The sequence below is a fragment of the Youhaiella tibetensis genome (genome assembly GCF_008000755.1).
GTDB classification, from domain to species: domain Bacteria; phylum Pseudomonadota; class Alphaproteobacteria; order Rhizobiales; family Devosiaceae; genus Paradevosia; species Paradevosia tibetensis.
The window spans coordinates 4,261,909-4,279,712 of record NZ_CP041690.1 but is presented as its reverse complement, the minus strand read 5'-3'; the positions used below and the strand labels follow the sequence as shown (position 1 = coordinate 4,279,712).

Below are 17,804 nucleotides of genomic sequence, written 5' to 3'. Positions count from 1 at the left end.
CGGTCAACCAAAACAAGGTAGTTTCGAATTATGGAGACGGCGGAAACAAGGCTGGCCGAAATCAACGGGCGCATCGCGCGCGCCCATGAGCGGTTCGGCGCCCCTCCCGAGGCGGTGACGCTGGTCGCCGTGTCCAAGACTTTCGAGGCCGATGCGGTCGAGCCTTTCCTCAAGGCCGGCCAGCGGGTTTTCGGGGAAAACCGCGTGCAGGAGGCGCAGGGCAAGTGGCCGGCGCTCAAGGCCGCCTATCGGGATGTGCAGCTCCATCTCATCGGCCCGCTCCAGACCAACAAGGCGCGCGAGGCGGTGGCGCTCTTCGACGTCATCGAGACGCTCGATCGCGACAAGCTGGCCCGGGTGCTGCGCGAGGAGATGGATCGGGCCGGGCGCGAACTGCCCTGCCTCGTCCAGGTCAATATCGGGGGCGAACCGCAAAAGGCCGGCATTGCGCCCGGGGAGGCGCTCGATTTCGTGCGCCATTGCCAGGGCGAGTACCGGCTCGATATCAGGGGCCTCATGTGCATCCCGCCCGAGGGCGAGCCGGCGGGACCCTTCTTTGCGCATCTGGCCACGCTCGGGCGCCAGGCGCAGCTTCCCTGGCTCTCGATGGGCATGAGCGCGGACTTCGAAACCGCCATCGCCATGGGCGCCACCCATGTGCGTGTCGGCTCGGCGCTTTTCGGGCGGCGGGCCGCAAGTCTTTAAGCGCCTTCAAGGAATTAACGCGTCCCTGCAACTTTGCGGGGGGAAGCGTCGTTCCTATCTCCATAACAGGCTTGTGATTGGCACAAGCCCCTATCGCACCTACATTTGATGGGCGAGCCGGGGGGCCTGCCTTCGAGGGAATTGCCGAGAATGAACAAGCGCCGAATTCTTCTGGTCGACGACGATGCTGATCTGCGCACGACACTGGTCGAGCAGCTCATGCAGTATCGTGAGTTCGACATTGCCGAGGCCGGCTCGGCCAACGAAGCGCTCAAGGCCGTGCGCGAGGCTCACGTGGACCTGATGGTCCTCGATGTCGGCCTGCCGGACATGGATGGCCGCGAGGCCGTCAAGATTCTGCGCCGCGAAGGCTTTAAGGGCCCGATCCTCATGCTCACCGGCCATGACAGCGATGCCGACGAGATCCTGGGGCTCGAATCGGGCGCCAATGACTACATCACCAAGCCGTTCCGGTTCTCGGTGCTGCTGGCGCGTATCCGCGCCGCGCTGCGCCAGCACGACCAGAGCGAGGACGTGGTGTTCACCATCGGCCAATACAGCTTCCAGCCGGCGGCGAAACTGCTTGAATCCTCCGATGGCGGCAAGGTGCGCCTGACCGACAAGGAAACCTCCATCCTCAAGTACCTCTATCGCCAGGGTCCCAAGACCATTACGCGCGATGTGCTGCTCAAGGAGGTGTGGGGCTACAACAACCGGGTCACCACCCATACGCTGGAAACCCACATCTACCGGCTGCGCCAGAAGATCGAGCGCGACCCCTCCAATGCCCGCCTGCTGGTCACCGAAGAGGGCGGTTATCGTCTCGTGCCGTAAAAAGCCTACCGCCGCGGGTCCTTACGCGGCGGAAAACCGCTATCTAGAGAGTTTGCGAACAGAATTTGGCTCTCTATAAAGCGTTAAGAGCGCAATCCGGTCATTTGCAGCACCGCGGCCGATGTGCTCTGGCAAGGACTGGGGCACAATGCAACTGGACGACGCGGCGACCATTCTGGCGCACGCCGAATTCTTCGAGATCTGCGACAACGAGCAAAGGCGTCTTCTCGCCTTTGCCAGCGAGCGTCGCCGTTTCGAGGCCGGCGAGGTCGTCTACAAGGCCGGCGACATCCCCGACGGCGCCCATGTGCTGATTTCGGGGCGGTTGCGCACCACGCCCGAGGGCGGCGGCAGGTTCCACGATCTTTCCGGAGAAGGCACGCTGGTGAGCGCGGTGGCGCTGGTCATCGCCAGGCCGCGCCCGGTGACGGTGACGGCGGTCTTCGCCTCCGAAACCCTTTTCGTGCCGCGCCACGCTTTCCTCAAGCTGGCAACGCAGTACCCTGATCTCGCCGCGCGCGCCGCCGATCACATCCGGCGCGAACTCACCGGGTACCTGGGCGCGCTGGCCCCGCTCAAGGGGCGCATCCGCAAGGACCAGATCTAGGTCCCTGCCTTTTTTGCTTCACGTGAATCACGAGGTGCGCGCCCGTACGCGCGCCCTGCCGGCTTCTCAGGCGAAGCGGGTGATGACGGGCACGTGGTCGGAGGGCTTGTCGCTCCAGCCGCGGGCGGGGCGCAGGATCTCGGCGCCGGTGGTGTGGGCGGCGATGTCGGCGGTGGCCCAGATATGGTCGAGCCGGCGGCCCTTGTCGGCCGCGTTCCAGTCGCGGGCGCGATAGCTCCACCACGAATAGAGCTTCTGGTCATAGGGGATGTGCTTGCGCACCAGGTCCACCCAGCCGTGGCCTCCCTCGAGCAGGGCGGTCAACGCCTCTGTTTCGACCGGCGTGTGGCTGACGACCTTGAGGAGCTGCTTGTGGCTCCAGACGTCGTTTTCGTGCGGGGCGATGTTGAAGTCGCCCGCGATCAGGTGGCCGCGCTCGAAATCGGGGGTGGCGAACCAATGCTTGAGCTCGTCCAGGAACCCCAGCTTGTGCTTGAACTTGGGGTTGATCGCGGGATCGGGCTCGTCCCCGCCGGCCGGGATGTAGAAATTGTGGAACTTGACGGCGCCCTGGCCGAAATCGAGGAGCGCAGAGACATGCCGGCTATCGGGAATCTCGCAGAAGACCTTGCTCGAAATGTCGGTCAGCGGAAACTTCGAGACGATGGCGACGCCGTGGTAGCCCTTCTGGCCGTGGACGGCCTGGTAGGGATAGCCCGCCTCGGTGAAGGCGTTGGCCGGGAACTGGTCGTTTGTGCACTTGATTTCCTGGAGCATGAGCACGTCGGGCTGATACTGCCTGAGGAAATCCAGGACGATGGGCAGACGCAGGCGAACGGAATTGATGTTCCAGGTGGCGACGGAAACGGACATTGAAACTCTCGAGGGTGGGCCGGCGCCTTTATGGCGCAAAGTCCGCCCTCCGGCAAAGGGTTAGCGGCCTATTTGGGCTCGACCGCCTTATAGGTCGGGTCGATGTAGAAATAGGATTTTGGAATCTGGACGTCCTTCTGGATGTCGTAGAGCGAGAAGGTGAGTTCGGCCCCGCTCGGCTCGGTCAGCGTCCACTGGGCCAGGTCCAGGGTCTGCTTGTCGAAGATCAGGCCCACCTGCACCACCCCGATCGGGGTGTCGTCCGAGACCGTCACCGCCATATAGGCGTCCGAACTGGTCACATCCACGACATTGGCGCTGAGCAGGTCGATCTTGTCGCCCAGGAAGTTGCGCAGCGGGATGCGGTCCTGGGGATAGGCGTACTGGGTCTGGTCCTTGCGGTTGATGACGTAAAAGCCGCGGCCGACCGAGATGATCTCTTCGCGCGAGGGCGGGTTGTAGCGGAAGCGCACCTTGTTGGGGCGTTCGAGGAAGAACGTGCCCTCGGTGCGCCCGCCCTGGCTGTCCACCTGCAGGAAGCGGCCGGCCATGGAGCGGATGGCCGAGTTGTGTTCGCCGATCTGCTGGATGAGCGCGGTTTCCTCGGGGGTCAGCTGCCGGTCGAGCGCGAGAGCGGGAACGGCCGAGGCGAGAAGTGCGGTGAGACCAAGCAGAAGGGCATCGCGGCGAATCATGAAGTATCTCGTCCCTTTAGGGTTCAAGGTGAAAGCTTACCTAGAAACCAATTGCGGCAACAGGTGGTTGGTTCCGTTCACGTGGCGTTCATCGCGCCGGTGGGTCCCCGCGCGCCTTGCGGCCCCGTGCCACCTCTGTGCCCAGGGCATCGAGCTTGTGCGTCCAGAACCTGCGGAAGTGCTCGAGCCAGCCGTCGATCTCCTGGAGCGGGGCGGGGTCGATCGCATAGATGCGCTTCTGCGCCTCGGGTCTGACGGTGGCGAAGCCGCTCTCGCGCAGCACCTTGAGATGCTGGGAGACGCCGGCCTGGGAGATGCCGAATTCCCGGCCGATGATCTCCACCACCGCCCCCGAGGTCAGTTCGCCCTCGGCGAGCAGTTCCAGTATGCGCCGGCGCACCGGGTCGCCGAGGACGTCAAAGGCATGCAAGCTCAATCCCCTGTGGTTGGTTCGCCCGAATAGAACTTCCGCGTCCGCTCGGCCGACTGGCGGGCGGTTGCCTCATCCTCGCCATCGGCAATGGCCGCTTCGGCCCAGGCGGTGCTGGTCGAGCGGTAAAGCGCCAGAGCTTCGGGCGAAGCCATCCAGTCGGGGTTCGCCTCGGGCGGCCTGGCCGCCTCGGGGGCGTCGACATGGCGGGCGAGCCCTAGGAAACCGAGATCCCAGCCGACCCCGACCGCACCCGGGCCGAACGTCTTCCAGTGATCGTCGACCGGCGCGATGTGGCGCAGCTCGAAACGCGTGCCCTGGCCTTCAGGCGCCAGCGTCGCGATGACCCAGCTCTTGCCGCCGGCGAATTCCCACGTCGCCTCCAGCCGGCGCGGGGGATCGCAGGCGGTGATGATGCCGCCGGCATTGCCTTCGAACTGATAGCGTCCGTTGAGTTTAAGGTCGCCGCTAACCGGCAGGAACCAGCGCCTGAGGCGATCGGGCGTCGTCAGCGCTTCCCAGAGGTCATCGGCATCGGTGGGGTAGACCCGCCAGAGCACCACCGCCTTGGCGGCAATGCCCTGGTATTGCAGGGTCTCCACGCGCCGGCTCATGGAGCCCAGATGGGTGGCAAGGTCGAAATCCATACAACATCCTCCTTCTTGCGTCATATTCCACTTATATAAGTGAAACATGAAATACAAGCCGGAGCAGGTCTTTTCGTCCTGACGCCTAGTCGCTGCCGACGAGGATCTCGCGCTTGCCGGCATGGTTGGCCTGGCTGATGACGCCTTCGCGTTCCATGCGCTCGATCAGGGTCGCCGCCTTGTTGTAGCCGATGGCGAGGCGCCGCTGGATGTAGGAGGTTGAGGCCTTCTTGTCCTGCAGCACGATGTTGACGGCCTTGTCGTAGAGCTCGTCGCCCGAGCCGCCATATTCGTCCTCGACCATGGCGCCGCCGCCTTCCTCGTCCTCTTCCTCGGTGATGGAATCGAGGTAGTCGGGCTGGCCCTGGGCCTTGAGGTGGTTGACGATCGATTCCACTTCCCCGTCCGAGACGAAGGGGCCGTGGAGGCGCTTGATGCGGCCGCCGCCGGCCATATAGAGCATGTCGCCGTTGCCGAGCAGGGTTTCGGCGCCCTGTTCGCCCAGGATGGTGCGGCTGTCGATCTTGGAGGTCACCTGGAAGGAGACGCGGGTCGGGAAGTTGGCCTTGATGGTGCCGGTGATGACGTCCACCGAGGGGCGCTGGGTGGCTGTGATCATGTGGATGCCGGCGGCGCGGGCCATCTGGGCGAGGCGCTGGATGGCGCCTTCGATGTCCTTGCCGGCCACCATCATCAGGTCGGCCATTTCGTCCACGATAATGACGATATAGGGCAGCGGCTCGAGGTCGAACTGCTCGCTTTCGAAGATGGCTTCGCCGGTTTCGCGGTCAAAGCCGGTCTGAACGGTGCGGGTGATGACCTCGCCCTTCTTGTGGGCTTCCCCGACGCGCTGGTTGAAGCCGTCGATGTTGCGCACGCCGATCTTCGACATCTTGCGATAGCGGTCCTCCATCTCGCGGACGGCCCATTTGAGGGCGACCACGGCCTTGGAGGGGTCGGTGACGACGGGCGTGAGCAGATGCGGGATGCCGTCATAGATCGACAGCTCGAGCATCTTGGGGTCGATCATGATCAGGCGGCACTGCTCGGGCGTCATCTGATAGAGCAGCGAGAGGATCATGGTGTTGATGCCCACCGACTTGCCCGAGCCGGTGGTGCCGGCGATGAGCAGGTGCGGCATGCGGGCGAGGTCGGCGATCACCGGCTCGCCGCCGATGGTCTTGCCCAGGCAGATGGGCAGCTTGCCCTTCATCTTCTCGAAGTCGGCGGAGCCGAGCATCTCGCGCAGATAGACGGTTTCCCGGTTCTGGTTGGGCAGTTCGATGCCGATGGCGTTGCGGCCGGGCACGACGGCGACGCGCGCCGAAATGGCGCTCATGGAGCGGGCGATATCGTCGGCCAGTGAGATGACGCGGCTCGACTTGATGCCGGGGGCCGGCTCGAGCTCATAGAGCGTGACCACCGGACCGGGGCGCACGTTGATGATGTCGCCCTTGACGCCGAAGTCCTCGAGCACGCCTTCGAGCTGGCGCGCCATTTCCTCGAGCCGCTCTGGGGCATGCTCGGGGCTGGGGCCCTTGTGCTTGGGTTCGGCCAGCAGCGAGAGCGCGGGCAGTTCGAACCCGAACGGATCGTCGTCGAGGAGCGAGCCCTGGGCTTCGCGGGCGACGCGGGCGCCCTGTACGGGACGGGCAGCGGGAGCGGTGATGCGCGGGGAGACGACCGGCGCCGGCTGGGGAGCAGGGCGCGTCGGGCTCTGGGCGACCGGGCGAACCTCGGGCACCGGCGCATAGACGTCGTCCGCGTCGGGCTCGAAGGGAAAATCGTCCTCGACATAGTCGTCGGCGTCATCGGGATAGTCGAGCTCGGCGTCCTCGGAACGGTCAGTAGCCGGCTGGGCAGCGGCGTTGGCGCGCGGATTGTAGCCGGAATGGACCTGGACGACGCGGCGTTCGGGCGCCGGCGCGGCTTCCCGGAAGGTCTCCGGGGGAGCGACGGCAGGTGCGGCGCCGACATCGACCTGCGGCTCGACATCGTGGCCGCGCCACTGGGCGTCCTCGGCGGCGCGCTTTTCGCGCGCCTGGCTGCGGGCGCGCCGGAAGGCAGTCTGGACCGAATAGCCCATGTGGACCAGGGCGCCCAGGGTGACGTCGAGAATGGGGTTGCGTTCGCTCTCGCCGTACTCGTCATCGACCTCCTGGTCGTCCTGCGCGGTGGCGCGGTCGCGCTCGGCGCTCTTGCGCTGGGCCGGCTTGGCGGCAGCGGCCTCGGCGCCCTTGCCCACGGGCAGCGCCTTGAGGCCCAGCGCGATCCAGAGCAGGGCGAGGGCGGGGGAAACGAGAATGATCGAAAAGAGCGTCGGGGTGATGCCGGTCGGGGTGCCGCCGCTCACCATGGTGGCGAGGTTGAAGAAGCTCGCGCCGATGAGGCCGCCGAGCCCGGTGGGCAGCGGCCAGGTCTCGGGAACGGCGATGAAGGAGAAGACGCCGGTCACCAGCAGGGTGGCGCCGGCCCAGGCGAGGACGCGCAGCCCCATGCGGGTGGGGGCGCGCCGGCGCACGAAATTCCAGCCCCACAGGGCCAGCGGCACCAGGGCGGGAATGACGGCGAGGCCGAAGAGCTGGATGACCAGGTCGGCGATCACCGCCCCTGGGAAGCCCAGCCAGTTCGAGGCCGGCTTTGCAGTGGCATAGGAGAGGCTCGGATCGTCCACCGACCAGGAGGCCATGGCGATCATGATCACCGCCACCAGCCCCAGGAGCACGAAACCGGCGAGCCGCACCGGGATGCGAATCGCCAGGACCGGTGCCGGCTGGGCGGTCGAGAAGTTTTCGAGCATCGGGGTGGGGCGTGTCGGCATGAGCGGGGTCTTTACTGATGACGCGAGCGATTGGTCCCGGAGAGGGGTCGCCCAAACTGCCGCGATGCTAGCGTTCCATGGTTAATCCCACGCTAACCCTGCCCGGCCGCGCAGAAGCGTCGGGGCGGGCAAAGAAAAACCCCTCCGGCGAGGACAGCCGGACGGGTCGTTCTGGACTGTTGTTGGTCCCGGGGTGCAGCCCATGTGGTTTGCGAGTGGGAAGCCTCTGTGGCGGGCCAAGAGGACATGGGCTGCACGCCGCGACCAACCGCATGGGCAGGTTCTGGCGGGGTGGATGGTCCGGCGTACCGGGCCATCCGGGTTGGTCGTGCGGCGGCGGGGAGGAGGATCGCCGCCGCAAGACCGTCAGTTGTAGGCGCGCTCGCCGTGCGAGGTGAGGTCGAGGCCATCGGTCTCGGCCGATTCGGTGACGCGCAGGCCCATGACCGCCTTGACGATCATCAGGGCGACGAAGGCAACCACTGCCGACCAGACCACGGCGATGACCACGGCGGTGATCTGGGTGACGAGCTGGCCACCGATCGAATAGCCCTCGGCACCGAACCCGCCGAGCGAGGGAGCGGCTACGATGGCCGTGCCGATGGCGCCCACGATGCCGCCGATGCCATGGATGCCGAAGACGTCCAGGCTGTCGTCGTACTTGAGGAGCGGCTTGAGGGTCACGACGGCCCACAGGCAGATGAGGCTGGCGACGGCGCCGAGCACGATCGAGCCGAAGGTGCCGGCAAAGCCGGCGGCCGGGGTGATGGCGACGAGGCCGGCCACGGCGCCCGAAGCGGCGCCGAGGAGAGAAGCATGGCCACGGGTGAACTTTTCACCGAGCGCCCAGGCGAGAGCCGCGGCGGCGGGAGCGGTGATGGTGTTGAGGAAGGCCTGGGCGGCAGTGCCGTTGGCAGCCAGGGCCGAACCGGCGTTGAAGCCGAACCAGCCGACCCACAGCAGGCTGGCGCCCACGAAGGTGAAGACCAGGTTGTGCGGGGCGATCGGTTCCTTGAGGAAGCCCATGCGCGGGCCAAGCACGATGGCGGCGACGAGGGCGGCAACACCGGAGTTGATGTGAACGACGGTGCCGCCGGCGAAGTCGAGAGCGCCCATCTGGAAGAGCAGGCCGCCCGAGAACCAGACCATGTGGGCGATCGGCACGTAGGAGAAGGTGAACCAGATGGCCAGGAACAGCATCACTGCGCCGAACTTCATGCGCTCGGCGATGCCGCCGACGATGAGGGTGCAGGTGATGGCCGCGAAGGTCAGCTGGAAGACCACGAAGACCAGCTCGGGAATGGTGCCCGAAAGCGCATCGGGCGGCACGCCGTTGAGGAAGAACTTGGAGAGGTCACCGACGAAGCCGGAGAGTCCGCCTTCGGTGGGGCCGCCGAAAGCCAGCGAATAGCCATAGGCCACCCAGAGCAGGGAGATCATGCAGAAGCCGGCCAGCACCTGCATCAGGATCGAGAGCACGTTCTTGGCGCGTACGAGGCCGCCGTAGAACAGGGCCAGGCCCGGGATGATCATGAGCAGCACCAGCACGGTGGACACGATCATCCAGGACGTGTCGCCGGTGTCGATGGTGGGCGTGGCGTCCTGCGCGAAAGCCGGCAGGGCCATGGCAAGGGATGCGAGCGCCGCCGCCCCCAGTATCTTTGACGTCTTGATAGTTGTCATTGTTGAGCCTCCAAAAGCGGCGTTAGAGAGCGGCCGCGCCGGTCTCGCCGGTGCGAATGCGGGTGACTTGTTCGAGGTCGAGCACGAAAATCTTGCCGTCGCCGATCCGGCCGGTCTGTGCCGATTCCCGGATGGCCGTGCTGACGGCGTCGGCCTGGGCGTCGTCAACCGCGATCTCGATCTTGAGCTTGGGCAGGAAATGCACGGCGTATTCGGTGCCGCGGTAGATTTCCGAATGTCCCTTCTGGCGGCCGTAACCCTTGACTTCGGTCACGGTCATTCCATGTACATCGAGCGAGTTGAGCGCCTGACGAACCTCTTCGAGCCGCGACGGTTTTATGATTGCAACCACCAGTTTCATGGGAGCTCCTTTCATGAGCCTCGCTTGAGTCTTCGATGCCCCCTTCAGACTCAAATGCCGTGCCAGACTCCGGCCACATTTCTCATGTCATTGATTTTGAAGCGAAATCGTCTTTGGTTAAGCGATTATGAAGCCCAGGTCGGATCGGCAGAGCCATAGCCGTGATTATCGATTGGGCAGATTCCGGAAAGTTGCCGCAAAATTAGGCGGAGACCGGTGGTTGCCGGAAATGGCCAAAGGGTGGAAAAGAGGCGCCGCGGCCCAGGAGGCGGGAGAGCCATGCAGGAAGACCAATACGACGTGCTGATCGTGGGCGCAGGGCCGGTGGGCCTGGCGCTGGCCCTGAGCCTGAGCCGGTTCGTCGGCGGGGTGAAGATCGGCATTCTCGACCGCCGCCCGGTGAGCGTGCCCAACGACAAGCGCGCCTCCTCGATCGCGGCGGGCGTGCGCCGGGTGCTCGAGACGCTGGGCGTATGGGACGCGCTGGCGGGCGAGGCACAGCCGGTGCGCGAGATGCGAATCACCGATTCGGGCTCGGGCGACATCGCCCGCCCGCTGTTTCTCGATTTCCAGGGCGAAGTGGCGCCGGGCGAGCCTTTCGCCCATCTCGTCCCCAATACCGCCATGACGCGAGCCATGCTCGAGGCTTTGGGGGAGAAGGCGACATTCCTGGCGCCGGTCGAGGTCAAGGCTTTTGCCGCCCAGGCGGGCGGAGGGACGCTGACGCTCGGCGATGGCCGCGTGCTCAAGGCACCTCTCGTGGTTGCCGCCGACGGGGCGAACTCGGCCCTGCGCGCCATGGCCGGCATCACCACCATCAACCACGACTATGGGCAATCGGGGATCGTCACCACCATCGGGCACGAGCTCGACCACGAGGGCGTGGCCTATGAGCATTTCCGCCCCGCCGGTCCCTTTGCCAGCCTGCCGCTGCCCGGCCGGCGCTCCTCGCTGGTCTGGACGGAGCGTCCGGAAGACGCGGCGCGCTACCTTGCGTTGCCACCCGAAGAGGTAGCGCTCAAGATCGAGGAGGTCATGGGCTCGACGCTGGGCGCGGTCACGCTCGAGGACCGGCTGCAGGTGTTTCCGCTGCGCATGCAGATCGCGCGCGATTTCGCGGCACCGCGCCTGGCGCTGATCGGGGACGCCGCCCATGTGGTCCATCCCATCGCCGGGCAGGGTCTCAACCTCGGCCTCAAGGACGTGGCGGCGCTGGCCGAGGTCGTGGTCCAGGCCATGCGGCTCGGGCTCGACCACGGCGCGGACGACGTGCTGGTGGCCTATGAGCGCTGGCGCCGGTTCGATACGGCGCTCATGGCCATGGTCACCGACGGGATGAACCGGCTGTTCTCAAATGACCTGGCCCCGGTGCGCGCGGTGCGCGATTTCGGGCTGGGCGTCGTCGACAGGCTGCCGCCGGTCAAGGACTTCCTCATCTCGCGGGCAGCCGGGCTCGAACGGGATGGTCCGAGGCTGTTGCGCGGGCAGCCGCTCTAGCGCTCGGGGCTTCCGCCCAGGTCGGGCAGGCGGCGCAGTTCGGAAAGGTCGATCTGGCGCGCTTCGTCGAGCGCCAACATCGGCACGCCCTGGCGGATGGGAAAGGCCAGGTGCGCGGCCACCGAAATCAGCTCGTTGCCCTCGGGCGAGAGCAGCAGGCGCGTCTTGGTCAGCGGGCAGACCAGCATTTCGAGCGTGTGGCGGTCGAGGACGTGGCGCTGGTCGGTCATTGCAGCAGGGGCGCGTCGCCGTCGCCCTTGGCCATCTCGATCTCCGCCAGCGCGATCAGGGTCTCGGCGCGATCCGACAGCGACTTGGCCTCGAGCAGCACCTGCTTTTCGCGCGCGCCATAGGGGCTGACCATGCAGCAGAAATTGACGAGGTCGGCGGTGCCGGTCTTTTCGATCTCGTCCCAGTTGAGGTCGAAATCGCCGAACTCGGCATAGTCGCGCATCATCTTGAGGAAGCGCGGGCGGTCCACCTCGTCCTCGCCGAACTTGCGGTCGAAGTCGCTGGCGAAACCGGTCGCCGAGATCTGGGCCTGGCGGTAGGGGGTCATGACGGTGAGCTCGGAGACCAGCTCGAAGCGCGTCACCCCTTCGAGGATGATGAAGTAGCGGCCTTCCCCGTTCTCTTCCCAGTGGGTGAGCCGGCCCAGGCAGCCGATGTTCTGGAGCTGGGCCCGGCCGCGCGGCGATTCCTCGCTCGTATCCACCGGCTGGATGAGGCCGACCAGGCGGTCGCCGGCCAGGGCGTCATCGACCATGCGCACATAGCGCGGCTCGAAAATGTTGAGGGGGCGGTGGGCAAACGGCAGCAGAAGCGCCCCCGACAACGGGAAGATCGGCACGCTGCGGGGCAGATCTGCTGGAGAGGTGGGGCGCTTGTGCATGGTCGGGCTCGTCAGGAAAACAGGAGCGAGGAAAGCATTCGCCGCCCCTTGAGGGTTGCCGGGTCCTTGGGACCCCAGGCCTCGAAGAATTCGAGGAGTTTTTTGCGGGCGCCGTCCTCGTTCCAGGCACGGTCGCGGCGCATGATGGCGATGAGGGCCTCGGCCGCCTCCACCTTCTGGCCCTGGGAATTGAGGACCACGGCAAGGTCGAACCGGGCCTGGTGGTTGTCCGGGTCGCGCGCCACTTCCGCCTCGAGCGCGGCGGCGCCGGACAGGCCCTCGGCCTCGGCGGCCAGCTTGAGGGCCTGGCTCAGGGCCAGGTAGTCCTCGCCCTTGCGGGCATCCTCGGGCAGTTCGGCCAGGACGGCGCGCGCCTGCTCGAGGTCGCCGGTCTTGGCGTAGACCTGGGCCAGGCCCAGGATCGCCTTGGCGTTATCGGGGGCGTGCTGGAGGACGAGGGTATAGATCTCGGCGGCCTGGGCGAAATCGCCGGCGCCGAAGGCCTCGCCCGCCGCCGCCAGGGCGTTGGCGATCTGTTCGTCGACCGAGCCGGGCTGCGGCGCGGCGGCCGGAGCCTGGGAGATGACGCGATCGGCAAAGCGCCGCACTTCGCTTTCGGGAATGGCGCCCATGAAGGCATCGACGGGGCGTCCGCCGGCAAAGGCGAAAACGGCGGGAATCGACTGGATGCCGAGCTGGCCGGCGATCGAGGGATTCTCGTCGATATTGATCTTGATCAGACGAATGGCGCCGTTCTTTTCAGTGACGACCTTTTCGAGCGCCGGGGTGAGCTGGCGGCACGGGCCGCACCAGGGCGCCCAGAAATCGACGAGAATCGGGGTCTGCAGGGAAGCGTCGATCACGTCGGCCTTGAAGGCGCGATCGGACGATTCGGCGACGAGCGCGCCCGCGGGAGGGGCGGCGGGGGTGGAAGTGGCGCCATCAAGGGTCATGATTTTCCTTTGCCGCTTGGCTCAAAAGTCTTCTGTTTCTGGCGCTGGGCGGGGCTTGTGACAAGCCCTATCCACATCGCGCAACAAGGATCGCGTTTTTGGGTTGCAATCGTGTTTGTCTTTGGGCATATAGGCGCCCGTCGACGCGGTGCCAAGCCGCAGCGACTGGAGCGCGGGTGTAGCTCAGGGGTAGAGCATAACCTTGCCAAGGTTAGGGTCGTGGGTTCGAATCCCATCGCCCGCTCCAATTTCCCGGTCCTTCGCAGGGATCGAGGCACGCAAAAGGGTCCTTCACGGGCCCTTTTTGCTTTTCCGGGCCGGCGCTGCCGAACGCTTCACGCTCGCGGGCATGACGGCGATCGCCTCGAGCAGGTCGATTTCGCGATTGAGCCGGCCGGTATCGAAGATCAGCGTCTCGACGGGACGCCAGAGCACCACCCAGCCGGCGATCACCAGGCCCTCCCCGAACAGCCTTTCGGCGAAAGGCGGCAGGGGCGAGCCGGAAATGGCGCTCGAAAGCATCAGGCAGAGCGCGAGCAGGCTCAGCCCCATCCACAATTCGCGCCAGCCGATATGGCGCATCAGTTCGCGTTCGTTGTGCAACTGGGCGATTCGCGCCCGGCAATGGCGCGCCAGAGCCGCCGGGATGGTGCTTTCGCCATCTGGATGGCCGCCGTCCGCAGGCAGCATGAAAAACCAGGCGGCAGCGCCGCCGCTGCGCCAGGGTTATGGCGCCGACATCGCCGATGAGCTTTTCGACCACCGGCTCGGGATCATAGTCCGGCGAGAAGGGGTCGGTATCGGGCGCCGCGAAGAGATCGGCGGGTTGCCCAAGCGCAAAGGTCAACTCGATGCCGCCGGTGCCCGTCATCCGTTCCTCCCGCCCTGGCGAATTTCTAGACCCTTGCCGCCAGCTGGGCTAGTCGCTCCGTGTCGCCGAGCAGGGGCTCCGGTTTGGCGCCGCACGATAGCAATGGGCGGAAAAATGCAGCCCCCTGTCGATTCCGCGCCGCCTCGTTCGTCGTCAAGGCATGGGACGGTGGAAGGGATTGATTTTCCAGCCGGCCTCGGCAGCAATGGCCGGCGAGGATGTCTCGGGCCAGTTTGGGAGAAGACGGATGAAGTTTTCGACGACGCTACTGGGTACGGGCGGCAATACGGCGGGTATCGAGGTGCCCTCCGATGTGCTCGCCGCGCTGGGCGGGGGCAAGCGCCCGGCCGTCCAGGTCACCATCAACGGATTTTCCTACCGCACGACCGTAGGTTCGATGAACGGGCGCACGCTCATCCCGGTGAGCGCGGAACGTCGCGCCCAGTCGGGCACGAGCGCCGGGGACGCCATCGAGGTCGAGCTGGCGCTCGATACGACGCCGCGCGAGGTGGAGGTGCCGGTCGATCTGGCGACGGCGCTGGCGCGGGCGCCCGGCGCCGCCGAAAAGTTCGGCAGGCTCTCGGCCTCAAATCGCAGCCGTCTCGCCGGATCGGTGAGCCAGGCCAAGGCCCCCGAGACGCGGCAGCGCCGCATCGAGAAGGTGCTGGCCGAACTCCAAGCGCGGGAGGCCTGAATGCGTTTCATGCTGATCCACAAGGCCGATGCCAATACCGAATCCATGGGCCCGCCACCGCCCGCGCTCATGAGCGCGCTGGGCCAGCTCATCGGCGAGATGATGGCGGCCGGCAAGCTGGTGTCGAGCGAGGGCCTGATGCCGAGCCCCTTCGGGGCGCGGGTCGATGTGGGCGACGGGGCCCTGGTGGTGCGCGATGGTCCTTTCGCCGAAGCCAAGGAGCTCATCGGGGGCTTTGCCATCATCGATGTGGCCGACAAGGACGAAGCGGTGGGGATCGCGCGCCGCTGGATGGAAATCCATGCTGCGGTGCTGGGGCCGGCCTATCGCGGCTCGGGCGAGATCCGGCAGCTTTTCGAGCGGCCGGGAGCCTAGGCCCCCGGCGCGTTTCACGTGAATCACCTGTCGGCGGCGCGGCGCGCTCAGAGCGTCTTGAGGTATTCGACCAGGCGGTCGAGGCCCTGCGAGACGGTCTCGGCGAAGCCGCGCTGCACCTGCAGGTCGCGGTCTGCGATGCTGTTGAGTCTGACGGTCGAGAGGACGCGGGTCCGCCCGTCCGCCTCGGTGAACTCGACCGTGGTCACCATGAAGGCCGGGGGCAGAGCGGCGAGGTCGCCGTCATAGTCACCCGGGGCGTCGCGATAGACCAGGCGCTCGGGCGCATCCACTTCGAGATAGGCGCAGGTCACCGGATACTGGTTGCCACCCGGGAACTGCATGACGTAGTGCCAGCGCCCGCCCGGGCGCAGGTCGATCTTGCAGACCGGGGTGGTCGCGCCGTGCGGTCCCCAGAAGTGCACCACGTGCACCGGGTCGGTGAAGCATTTGAACACCAGGTCGCGCGGCGCCTCGAAGACGCGGTCGATGAGGATGAGGGGTTCGTCGGCGGGCAGGGTGATGGTGGAAGACATGGTTGGTTACTCCGTGCATGAGAGGGTGAGCGGCGGGCAGGAGGCGGGCCCGCCGCGTGGCCGCAGCGCGGGCAGCGCCCCTCTGGCCGATACGAAGATGACTTAGAGGGGGAAGGGTGGCCTCAGCTCTCGACCGCCAGGGTCGCCAGGTAGGCGTCTATGCGGCTGTAGCTTTCGCGGGCGCCGCCTTCCATGCCGGTGGCGACGAACGCGTCGCGATCGGCGATGCTGTCGAGGCGGCTGGTGCTGGTGAGGATGGTGCGCCCGCCGCTTTCCTCGAAGCGATGTTCCTCCACGATCAGCTTGTCCTCGTAGAGGCCTTCCATGCCGAAGGTGTTGACCAGCTTTTCGGGGCGCACGACTTCCAGATAGGTGCCCAAAAAGACCAGGCGGTTGCCGTCGGGCATGGTCTGGGCGAAGCGCCAGGTGCCGCCGGGCCGCAGGTCGAGCTTTTCGACGGTGGTGACGGCCTTCGACCAGCCCCACCAATGGGGGACGTGCTCGGCTTCGGTCATCACCTTCCAGACCAGGATGCGGGGTGCGTCGAACGTGCGGGTCATGACGATGACCGGCTGGTCGGCGGGAGTGGCTACGCTCAGGTCGTCCATTTTTCGTTCCTTCTTGAGATGTTGCAGGTAGGCGCCGAGCCGATCGAGGCTGTCCTCGATCAGGCGCCGATAGACGTCCGTCCAACCCGCCAGGCCATGGCGGGGCGGGGGAGGCAGGCGGTTCTGCCGGCGGCGCCGGCGTTCGGCATAGGCAGCGAGGGAAACGATCTTGCCCTTGGACATCGCCCGTCTCCCGCCGCCCGGATCAGTTGGGCGTGCTGTCGGGGTCGGGGCGCTGGAGCTTGGCCAGGTAGACGTCGAGCCGATCCATGCTTTCTTCCCAGAGCTTGCGATAATCCTCGAGCCAGGCCGAAACGTCCTTGAGCGGGGCCGGCTCGATGCGGCAGGGGCGCCATTGGGCTTCCTTGCCGCGCGAGATGAGGCCGGCGCCCTCGAGCACCTTGAGGTGCTTGGAGACGGCGGCCAGGCTCATGTCATAGGGCTCGGCCAGTTCGGTGACGGTAGCCTCACCGCGTGACAGCCGGGCAAGGATGCCGCGACGGGTCGGGTCGGCAAGGGCGGAGAGCGTGAGGCTGAGCTGGTCGGTGGCCATTTGTATTCAACCAAGTAGTTGATAACTGATTGGTTGAATACTGCCGGGACGCCGCCGAGTCAAGCGCCGATTTTTCCGGTGAGCCGAATGGGAACGGTCCGGCGCGCCTTGGACTTTTGTCCAAAGGCGAAAACAATCGAAAAAAGATTCGGCGGCATGTCGATCCGCCGTTGCAGCGTTCGTCGTGTTGACGAGAGCCGGGACAAACGGTCACCGGCGCCGAGCCAGACAGAGGAGAAAGTCGATGCGTTTCATGGTCATCCGCAAGGCGGACGAGGAAACCGAGGCGGGCGTGCTGCCCACCACCGAGCTCATCGAGGCGATGGGCAAGTACATGGAGGAGGCGGTCAAGGCCGGAATCATGGTCAGCGGGGACGGCTTGCATCCGAGTGCGAAGGCGCGGCGCGTCAAGTTCGACGCGGGCCGGCCCAAGATCATCGACGGGCCCTTCGCCGAAGCCAAGGAACTGGTCGGCGGCTATTCGATCATCGAGGTGCCGTCCATGGAAGACGCGGTCGAGTGGGTCAAGAAGTGGCCCAAGGAAGACGGCCACGGCAATGTCGAGATCGACATCTTCCCGATCCTCACCGAGGACGATTTCGGGGAGGCCTTCACTGCCGAGCAGCGCGAGCGTGAAAACCGCCTGCGCGCCGAAACGGAAGCCCGGCACGGCTGAGCCCGTGCGGAAAGGAGCGAAGAAATGCGTTTCATGATGATCGTCAAGGCGTCGCCCGAAAGCGAAGAGGGGCAAATGCCCACGGCCCAGGAATTCGCCGACATGGGCAAGTACAACGATGAGCTGATCAAGGCCGGCGTTCTCCTGGCCGCCGAAGGGCTCACCGCCAGTCGCGAGGGCGCCCGCGTCCAGTTCCACAAGGATGGCAGGCATTCGATCAAGGATGGCCCGTTCACCGAAAGCAAGGAACTGATCGCCGGGTTCTGGCTGATCCAGGTCAAGGACAAGGCCGAGGCGCTGGCCTGGGCCGGCCGCATTCCGTTCACCGATGGCGAGGTCGAACTGCGGCAGGTCGCCGAGTTCGGGGATCTTCCCGAAGAAGTTGTTTCGGAGGAACACCGCGCCAAGGAGAAGGCGTGGCGCGATTCCAACCAGAAGCCGATCGCCCAATAGGGATGGTCCGGAACCTTGCGGACGCGGAACGGACATGGTC

22 protein-coding genes and 1 tRNA gene are annotated in these 17,804 nt (G+C 65.9%); 9 read left to right on the top strand and 14 right to left on the bottom strand.

What is annotated here, in order from left to right; genetic code table 11:
- Window positions 1–30: 30 nt before the first annotated feature.
- The 3 genes from FNA67_RS21000 to FNA67_RS20990 all read left to right on the top strand — a co-directional run bounded on the left by FNA67_RS21000 (window position 31) and on the right by FNA67_RS20990 (window position 2,146).
- Window positions 31–705 carry a YggS family pyridoxal phosphate-dependent enzyme gene (locus tag FNA67_RS21000; protein WP_147658021.1) on the top strand — a complete coding sequence of 225 codons (675 nt, stop codon included), beginning with the start codon at window positions 31–33 and terminating at the stop codon, window positions 703–705.
- Between the two features lie 150 nt (window positions 706–855).
- On the top strand, window positions 856–1,539 hold the full coding sequence (locus FNA67_RS20995; protein ID WP_049707008.1) for a response regulator transcription factor: 684 nt from the start codon (window positions 856–858) through the stop codon (window positions 1,537–1,539).
- Between the two features lie 148 nt (window positions 1,540–1,687).
- Window positions 1,688–2,146 (top strand): cyclic nucleotide-binding domain-containing protein, encoded by a 459-nt coding sequence (locus FNA67_RS20990; protein ID WP_049707007.1) that lies wholly within the window; start codon window positions 1,688–1,690, stop codon window positions 2,144–2,146.
- A 66-nt stretch (window positions 2,147–2,212) separates the two neighbouring features.
- Here the strand turns inward: FNA67_RS20990 and FNA67_RS20985 are convergent, their stop codons facing one another.
- From FNA67_RS20985 to FNA67_RS20955, 7 genes are all read right to left on the bottom strand, one after another.
- Entirely contained in the window at window positions 2,213–3,019 is an 807-nt protein-coding gene (locus FNA67_RS20985; protein ID WP_049707006.1) for an exodeoxyribonuclease III, read from the bottom strand.
- Window positions 3,020–3,087: 68 nt separating this feature from the next.
- Window positions 3,088–3,714, bottom strand: a complete 627-nt coding sequence (locus FNA67_RS20980) for a LolA family protein (protein ID WP_049707005.1) — start codon at window positions 3,712–3,714, stop codon at window positions 3,088–3,090.
- A gap of 88 nt (window positions 3,715–3,802) precedes the next feature.
- The gene (locus FNA67_RS20975) at window positions 3,803–4,144 is read right to left on the bottom strand and encodes an ArsR/SmtB family transcription factor (RefSeq protein WP_147658020.1); all 342 of its coding nucleotides are present in this window, start codon (window positions 4,142–4,144) and stop codon (window positions 3,803–3,805) included.
- A gap of 2 nt (window positions 4,145–4,146) precedes the next feature.
- On the bottom strand, window positions 4,147–4,791 hold the full coding sequence (locus FNA67_RS20970; RefSeq protein ID WP_210246408.1) for an SRPBCC family protein: 645 nt from the start codon (window positions 4,789–4,791) through the stop codon (window positions 4,147–4,149).
- Window positions 4,792–4,876: 85 nt separating this feature from the next.
- Window positions 4,877–7,612 (bottom strand): DNA translocase FtsK, encoded by a 2,736-nt coding sequence (locus FNA67_RS20965; protein ID WP_188569627.1) that lies wholly within the window; start codon window positions 7,610–7,612, stop codon window positions 4,877–4,879.
- Between the two features lie 366 nt (window positions 7,613–7,978).
- Window positions 7,979–9,295, bottom strand: coding sequence for an ammonium transporter (locus FNA67_RS20960; protein WP_049707002.1), 1,317 nt, complete (start codon window positions 9,293–9,295; stop codon window positions 7,979–7,981).
- A 22-nt stretch (window positions 9,296–9,317) separates the two neighbouring features.
- Window positions 9,318–9,656 carry a P-II family nitrogen regulator gene (locus FNA67_RS20955; RefSeq protein ID WP_049707001.1) on the bottom strand — a complete coding sequence of 113 codons (339 nt, stop codon included), beginning with the start codon at window positions 9,654–9,656 and terminating at the stop codon, window positions 9,318–9,320.
- Window positions 9,657–9,935: 279 nt separating this feature from the next.
- On the opposite strand from FNA67_RS20955, the gene FNA67_RS20950 reads away from it, so the two are divergent.
- Entirely contained in the window at window positions 9,936–11,153 is a 1,218-nt protein-coding gene (locus FNA67_RS20950; RefSeq protein ID WP_147658019.1) for an FAD-dependent monooxygenase, read from the top strand.
- On the opposite strand, the gene FNA67_RS20945 is transcribed toward FNA67_RS20950, so the two are convergent.
- The 3 genes from FNA67_RS20945 to FNA67_RS20935 are packed head-to-tail and all read right to left on the bottom strand — an operon-like array spanning window position 11,150 to window position 12,998.
- Window positions 11,150–11,383 carry a Trm112 family protein gene (locus tag FNA67_RS20945; RefSeq protein WP_049706999.1) on the bottom strand — a complete coding sequence of 78 codons (234 nt, stop codon included), beginning with the start codon at window positions 11,381–11,383 and terminating at the stop codon, window positions 11,150–11,152. The two genes, FNA67_RS20950 and FNA67_RS20945, sit on opposite strands and share 4 nt — an antisense overlap.
- On the bottom strand, window positions 11,380–12,045 hold the full coding sequence (locus tag FNA67_RS20940) for an LON peptidase substrate-binding domain-containing protein (RefSeq protein ID WP_049706998.1): 666 nt from the start codon (window positions 12,043–12,045) through the stop codon (window positions 11,380–11,382). Before FNA67_RS20940 ends, FNA67_RS20945 begins: the two co-directional genes overlap by 4 nt.
- An 11-nt stretch (window positions 12,046–12,056) precedes the next feature.
- Window positions 12,057–12,998, bottom strand: coding sequence for a thioredoxin family protein (locus FNA67_RS20935; protein ID WP_147658018.1), 942 nt, complete (start codon window positions 12,996–12,998; stop codon window positions 12,057–12,059).
- 172 nt (window positions 12,999–13,170) lie between these two features.
- Here FNA67_RS20935 and FNA67_RS20930 point away from each other — a divergent pair.
- Window positions 13,171–13,245, top strand: a tRNA-Gly gene (locus tag FNA67_RS20930).
- A 44-nt stretch (window positions 13,246–13,289) separates the two neighbouring features.
- Here the strand turns inward: FNA67_RS20930 and FNA67_RS20925 are convergent.
- The gene (locus tag FNA67_RS20925) at window positions 13,290–13,688 is read right to left on the bottom strand and encodes a hypothetical protein (protein WP_147658017.1); all 399 of its coding nucleotides are present in this window, start codon (window positions 13,686–13,688) and stop codon (window positions 13,290–13,292) included.
- Window positions 13,689–14,116: 428 nt separating this feature from the next.
- On the opposite strand from FNA67_RS20925, the gene FNA67_RS20920 reads away from it, so the two are divergent.
- The gene (locus tag FNA67_RS20920) at window positions 14,117–14,563 is read left to right on the top strand and encodes a DUF1905 domain-containing protein (protein WP_049706995.1); all 447 of its coding nucleotides are present in this window, start codon (window positions 14,117–14,119) and stop codon (window positions 14,561–14,563) included.
- Complete coding sequence (locus FNA67_RS20915; protein WP_147658016.1) at window positions 14,564–14,938, top strand: YciI family protein; 375 nt, start codon at window positions 14,564–14,566, stop codon at window positions 14,936–14,938.
- A gap of 47 nt (window positions 14,939–14,985) precedes the next feature.
- Here FNA67_RS20915 and FNA67_RS20910 read toward each other — a convergent pair whose 3' ends face one another.
- From FNA67_RS20910 to FNA67_RS20900, 3 genes are all read right to left on the bottom strand, one after another.
- On the bottom strand, window positions 14,986–15,474 hold the full coding sequence (locus FNA67_RS20910; RefSeq protein WP_147658015.1) for an SRPBCC domain-containing protein: 489 nt from the start codon (window positions 15,472–15,474) through the stop codon (window positions 14,986–14,988).
- 122 nt (window positions 15,475–15,596) lie between these two features.
- On the bottom strand, window positions 15,597–16,265 hold the full coding sequence (locus tag FNA67_RS20905) for an SRPBCC family protein (protein WP_147658014.1): 669 nt from the start codon (window positions 16,263–16,265) through the stop codon (window positions 15,597–15,599).
- Between the two features lie 22 nt (window positions 16,266–16,287).
- A complete protein-coding gene (locus FNA67_RS20900) occupies window positions 16,288–16,635 on the bottom strand; it encodes an ArsR/SmtB family transcription factor (RefSeq protein WP_049706991.1) in 348 nt (115 codons plus the stop codon).
- Between the two features lie 244 nt (window positions 16,636–16,879).
- Here FNA67_RS20900 and FNA67_RS20895 point away from each other — a divergent pair, with 244 nt between their 5' ends.
- Together FNA67_RS20895 and FNA67_RS20890 are read left to right on the top strand one after the other, a co-directional pair.
- On the top strand, window positions 16,880–17,311 hold the full coding sequence (locus FNA67_RS20895; RefSeq protein ID WP_049706990.1) for a YciI family protein: 432 nt from the start codon (window positions 16,880–16,882) through the stop codon (window positions 17,309–17,311).
- Between the two features lie 24 nt (window positions 17,312–17,335).
- Complete coding sequence (locus FNA67_RS20890) at window positions 17,336–17,764, top strand: YciI family protein (protein ID WP_049706989.1); 429 nt, start codon at window positions 17,336–17,338, stop codon at window positions 17,762–17,764.
- The last annotated feature ends 40 nt before the right edge of the window (window positions 17,765–17,804 follow it).

Coding starts and splice junctions, on each gene's coding strand:
- FNA67_RS21000 (WP_147658021.1), top strand. CDS start 31: ATGGAGACGGCGGAAACAAGGCTGGCCGAAATCAACGGGCGCATCGCG.
- FNA67_RS20995 (WP_049707008.1), top strand. CDS start 856: ATGAACAAGCGCCGAATTCTTCTGGTCGACGACGATGCTGATCTGCGC.
- FNA67_RS20990 (WP_049707007.1), top strand. CDS start 1,688: ATGCAACTGGACGACGCGGCGACCATTCTGGCGCACGCCGAATTCTTC.
- FNA67_RS20985 (WP_049707006.1), bottom strand. CDS start 3,019: ATGTCCGTTTCCGTCGCCACCTGGAACATCAATTCCGTTCGCCTGCGT.
- FNA67_RS20980 (WP_049707005.1), bottom strand. CDS start 3,714: ATGATTCGCCGCGATGCCCTTCTGCTTGGTCTCACCGCACTTCTCGCC.
- FNA67_RS20970 (WP_210246408.1), bottom strand. CDS start 4,791: ATGGATTTCGACCTTGCCACCCATCTGGGCTCCATGAGCCGGCGCGTG.
- FNA67_RS20965 (WP_188569627.1), bottom strand. CDS start 7,612: ATGCCGACACGCCCCACCCCGATGCTCGAAAACTTCTCGACCGCCCAG.
- FNA67_RS20960 (WP_049707002.1), bottom strand. CDS start 9,295: ATGACAACTATCAAGACGTCAAAGATACTGGGGGCGGCGGCGCTCGCA.
- FNA67_RS20955 (WP_049707001.1), bottom strand. CDS start 9,656: ATGAAACTGGTGGTTGCAATCATAAAACCGTCGCGGCTCGAAGAGGTT.
- FNA67_RS20950 (WP_147658019.1), top strand. CDS start 9,936: ATGCAGGAAGACCAATACGACGTGCTGATCGTGGGCGCAGGGCCGGTG.
- FNA67_RS20945 (WP_049706999.1), bottom strand. CDS start 11,383: ATGACCGACCAGCGCCACGTCCTCGACCGCCACACGCTCGAAATGCTG.
- FNA67_RS20940 (WP_049706998.1), bottom strand. CDS start 12,045: ATGCACAAGCGCCCCACCTCTCCAGCAGATCTGCCCCGCAGCGTGCCG.
- FNA67_RS20935 (WP_147658018.1), bottom strand. CDS start 12,998: ATGACCCTTGATGGCGCCACTTCCACCCCCGCCGCCCCTCCCGCGGGC.
- FNA67_RS20925 (WP_147658017.1), bottom strand. CDS start 13,688: ATGCTGCCTGCGGACGGCGGCCATCCAGATGGCGAAAGCACCATCCCG.
- FNA67_RS20920 (WP_049706995.1), top strand. CDS start 14,117: ATGAAGTTTTCGACGACGCTACTGGGTACGGGCGGCAATACGGCGGGT.
- FNA67_RS20915 (WP_147658016.1), top strand. CDS start 14,564: ATGCGTTTCATGCTGATCCACAAGGCCGATGCCAATACCGAATCCATG.
- FNA67_RS20910 (WP_147658015.1), bottom strand. CDS start 15,474: ATGTCTTCCACCATCACCCTGCCCGCCGACGAACCCCTCATCCTCATC.
- FNA67_RS20905 (WP_147658014.1), bottom strand. CDS start 16,265: ATGTCCAAGGGCAAGATCGTTTCCCTCGCTGCCTATGCCGAACGCCGG.
- FNA67_RS20900 (WP_049706991.1), bottom strand. CDS start 16,635: ATGGCCACCGACCAGCTCAGCCTCACGCTCTCCGCCCTTGCCGACCCG.
- FNA67_RS20895 (WP_049706990.1), top strand. CDS start 16,880: ATGCGTTTCATGGTCATCCGCAAGGCGGACGAGGAAACCGAGGCGGGC.
- FNA67_RS20890 (WP_049706989.1), top strand. CDS start 17,336: ATGCGTTTCATGATGATCGTCAAGGCGTCGCCCGAAAGCGAAGAGGGG.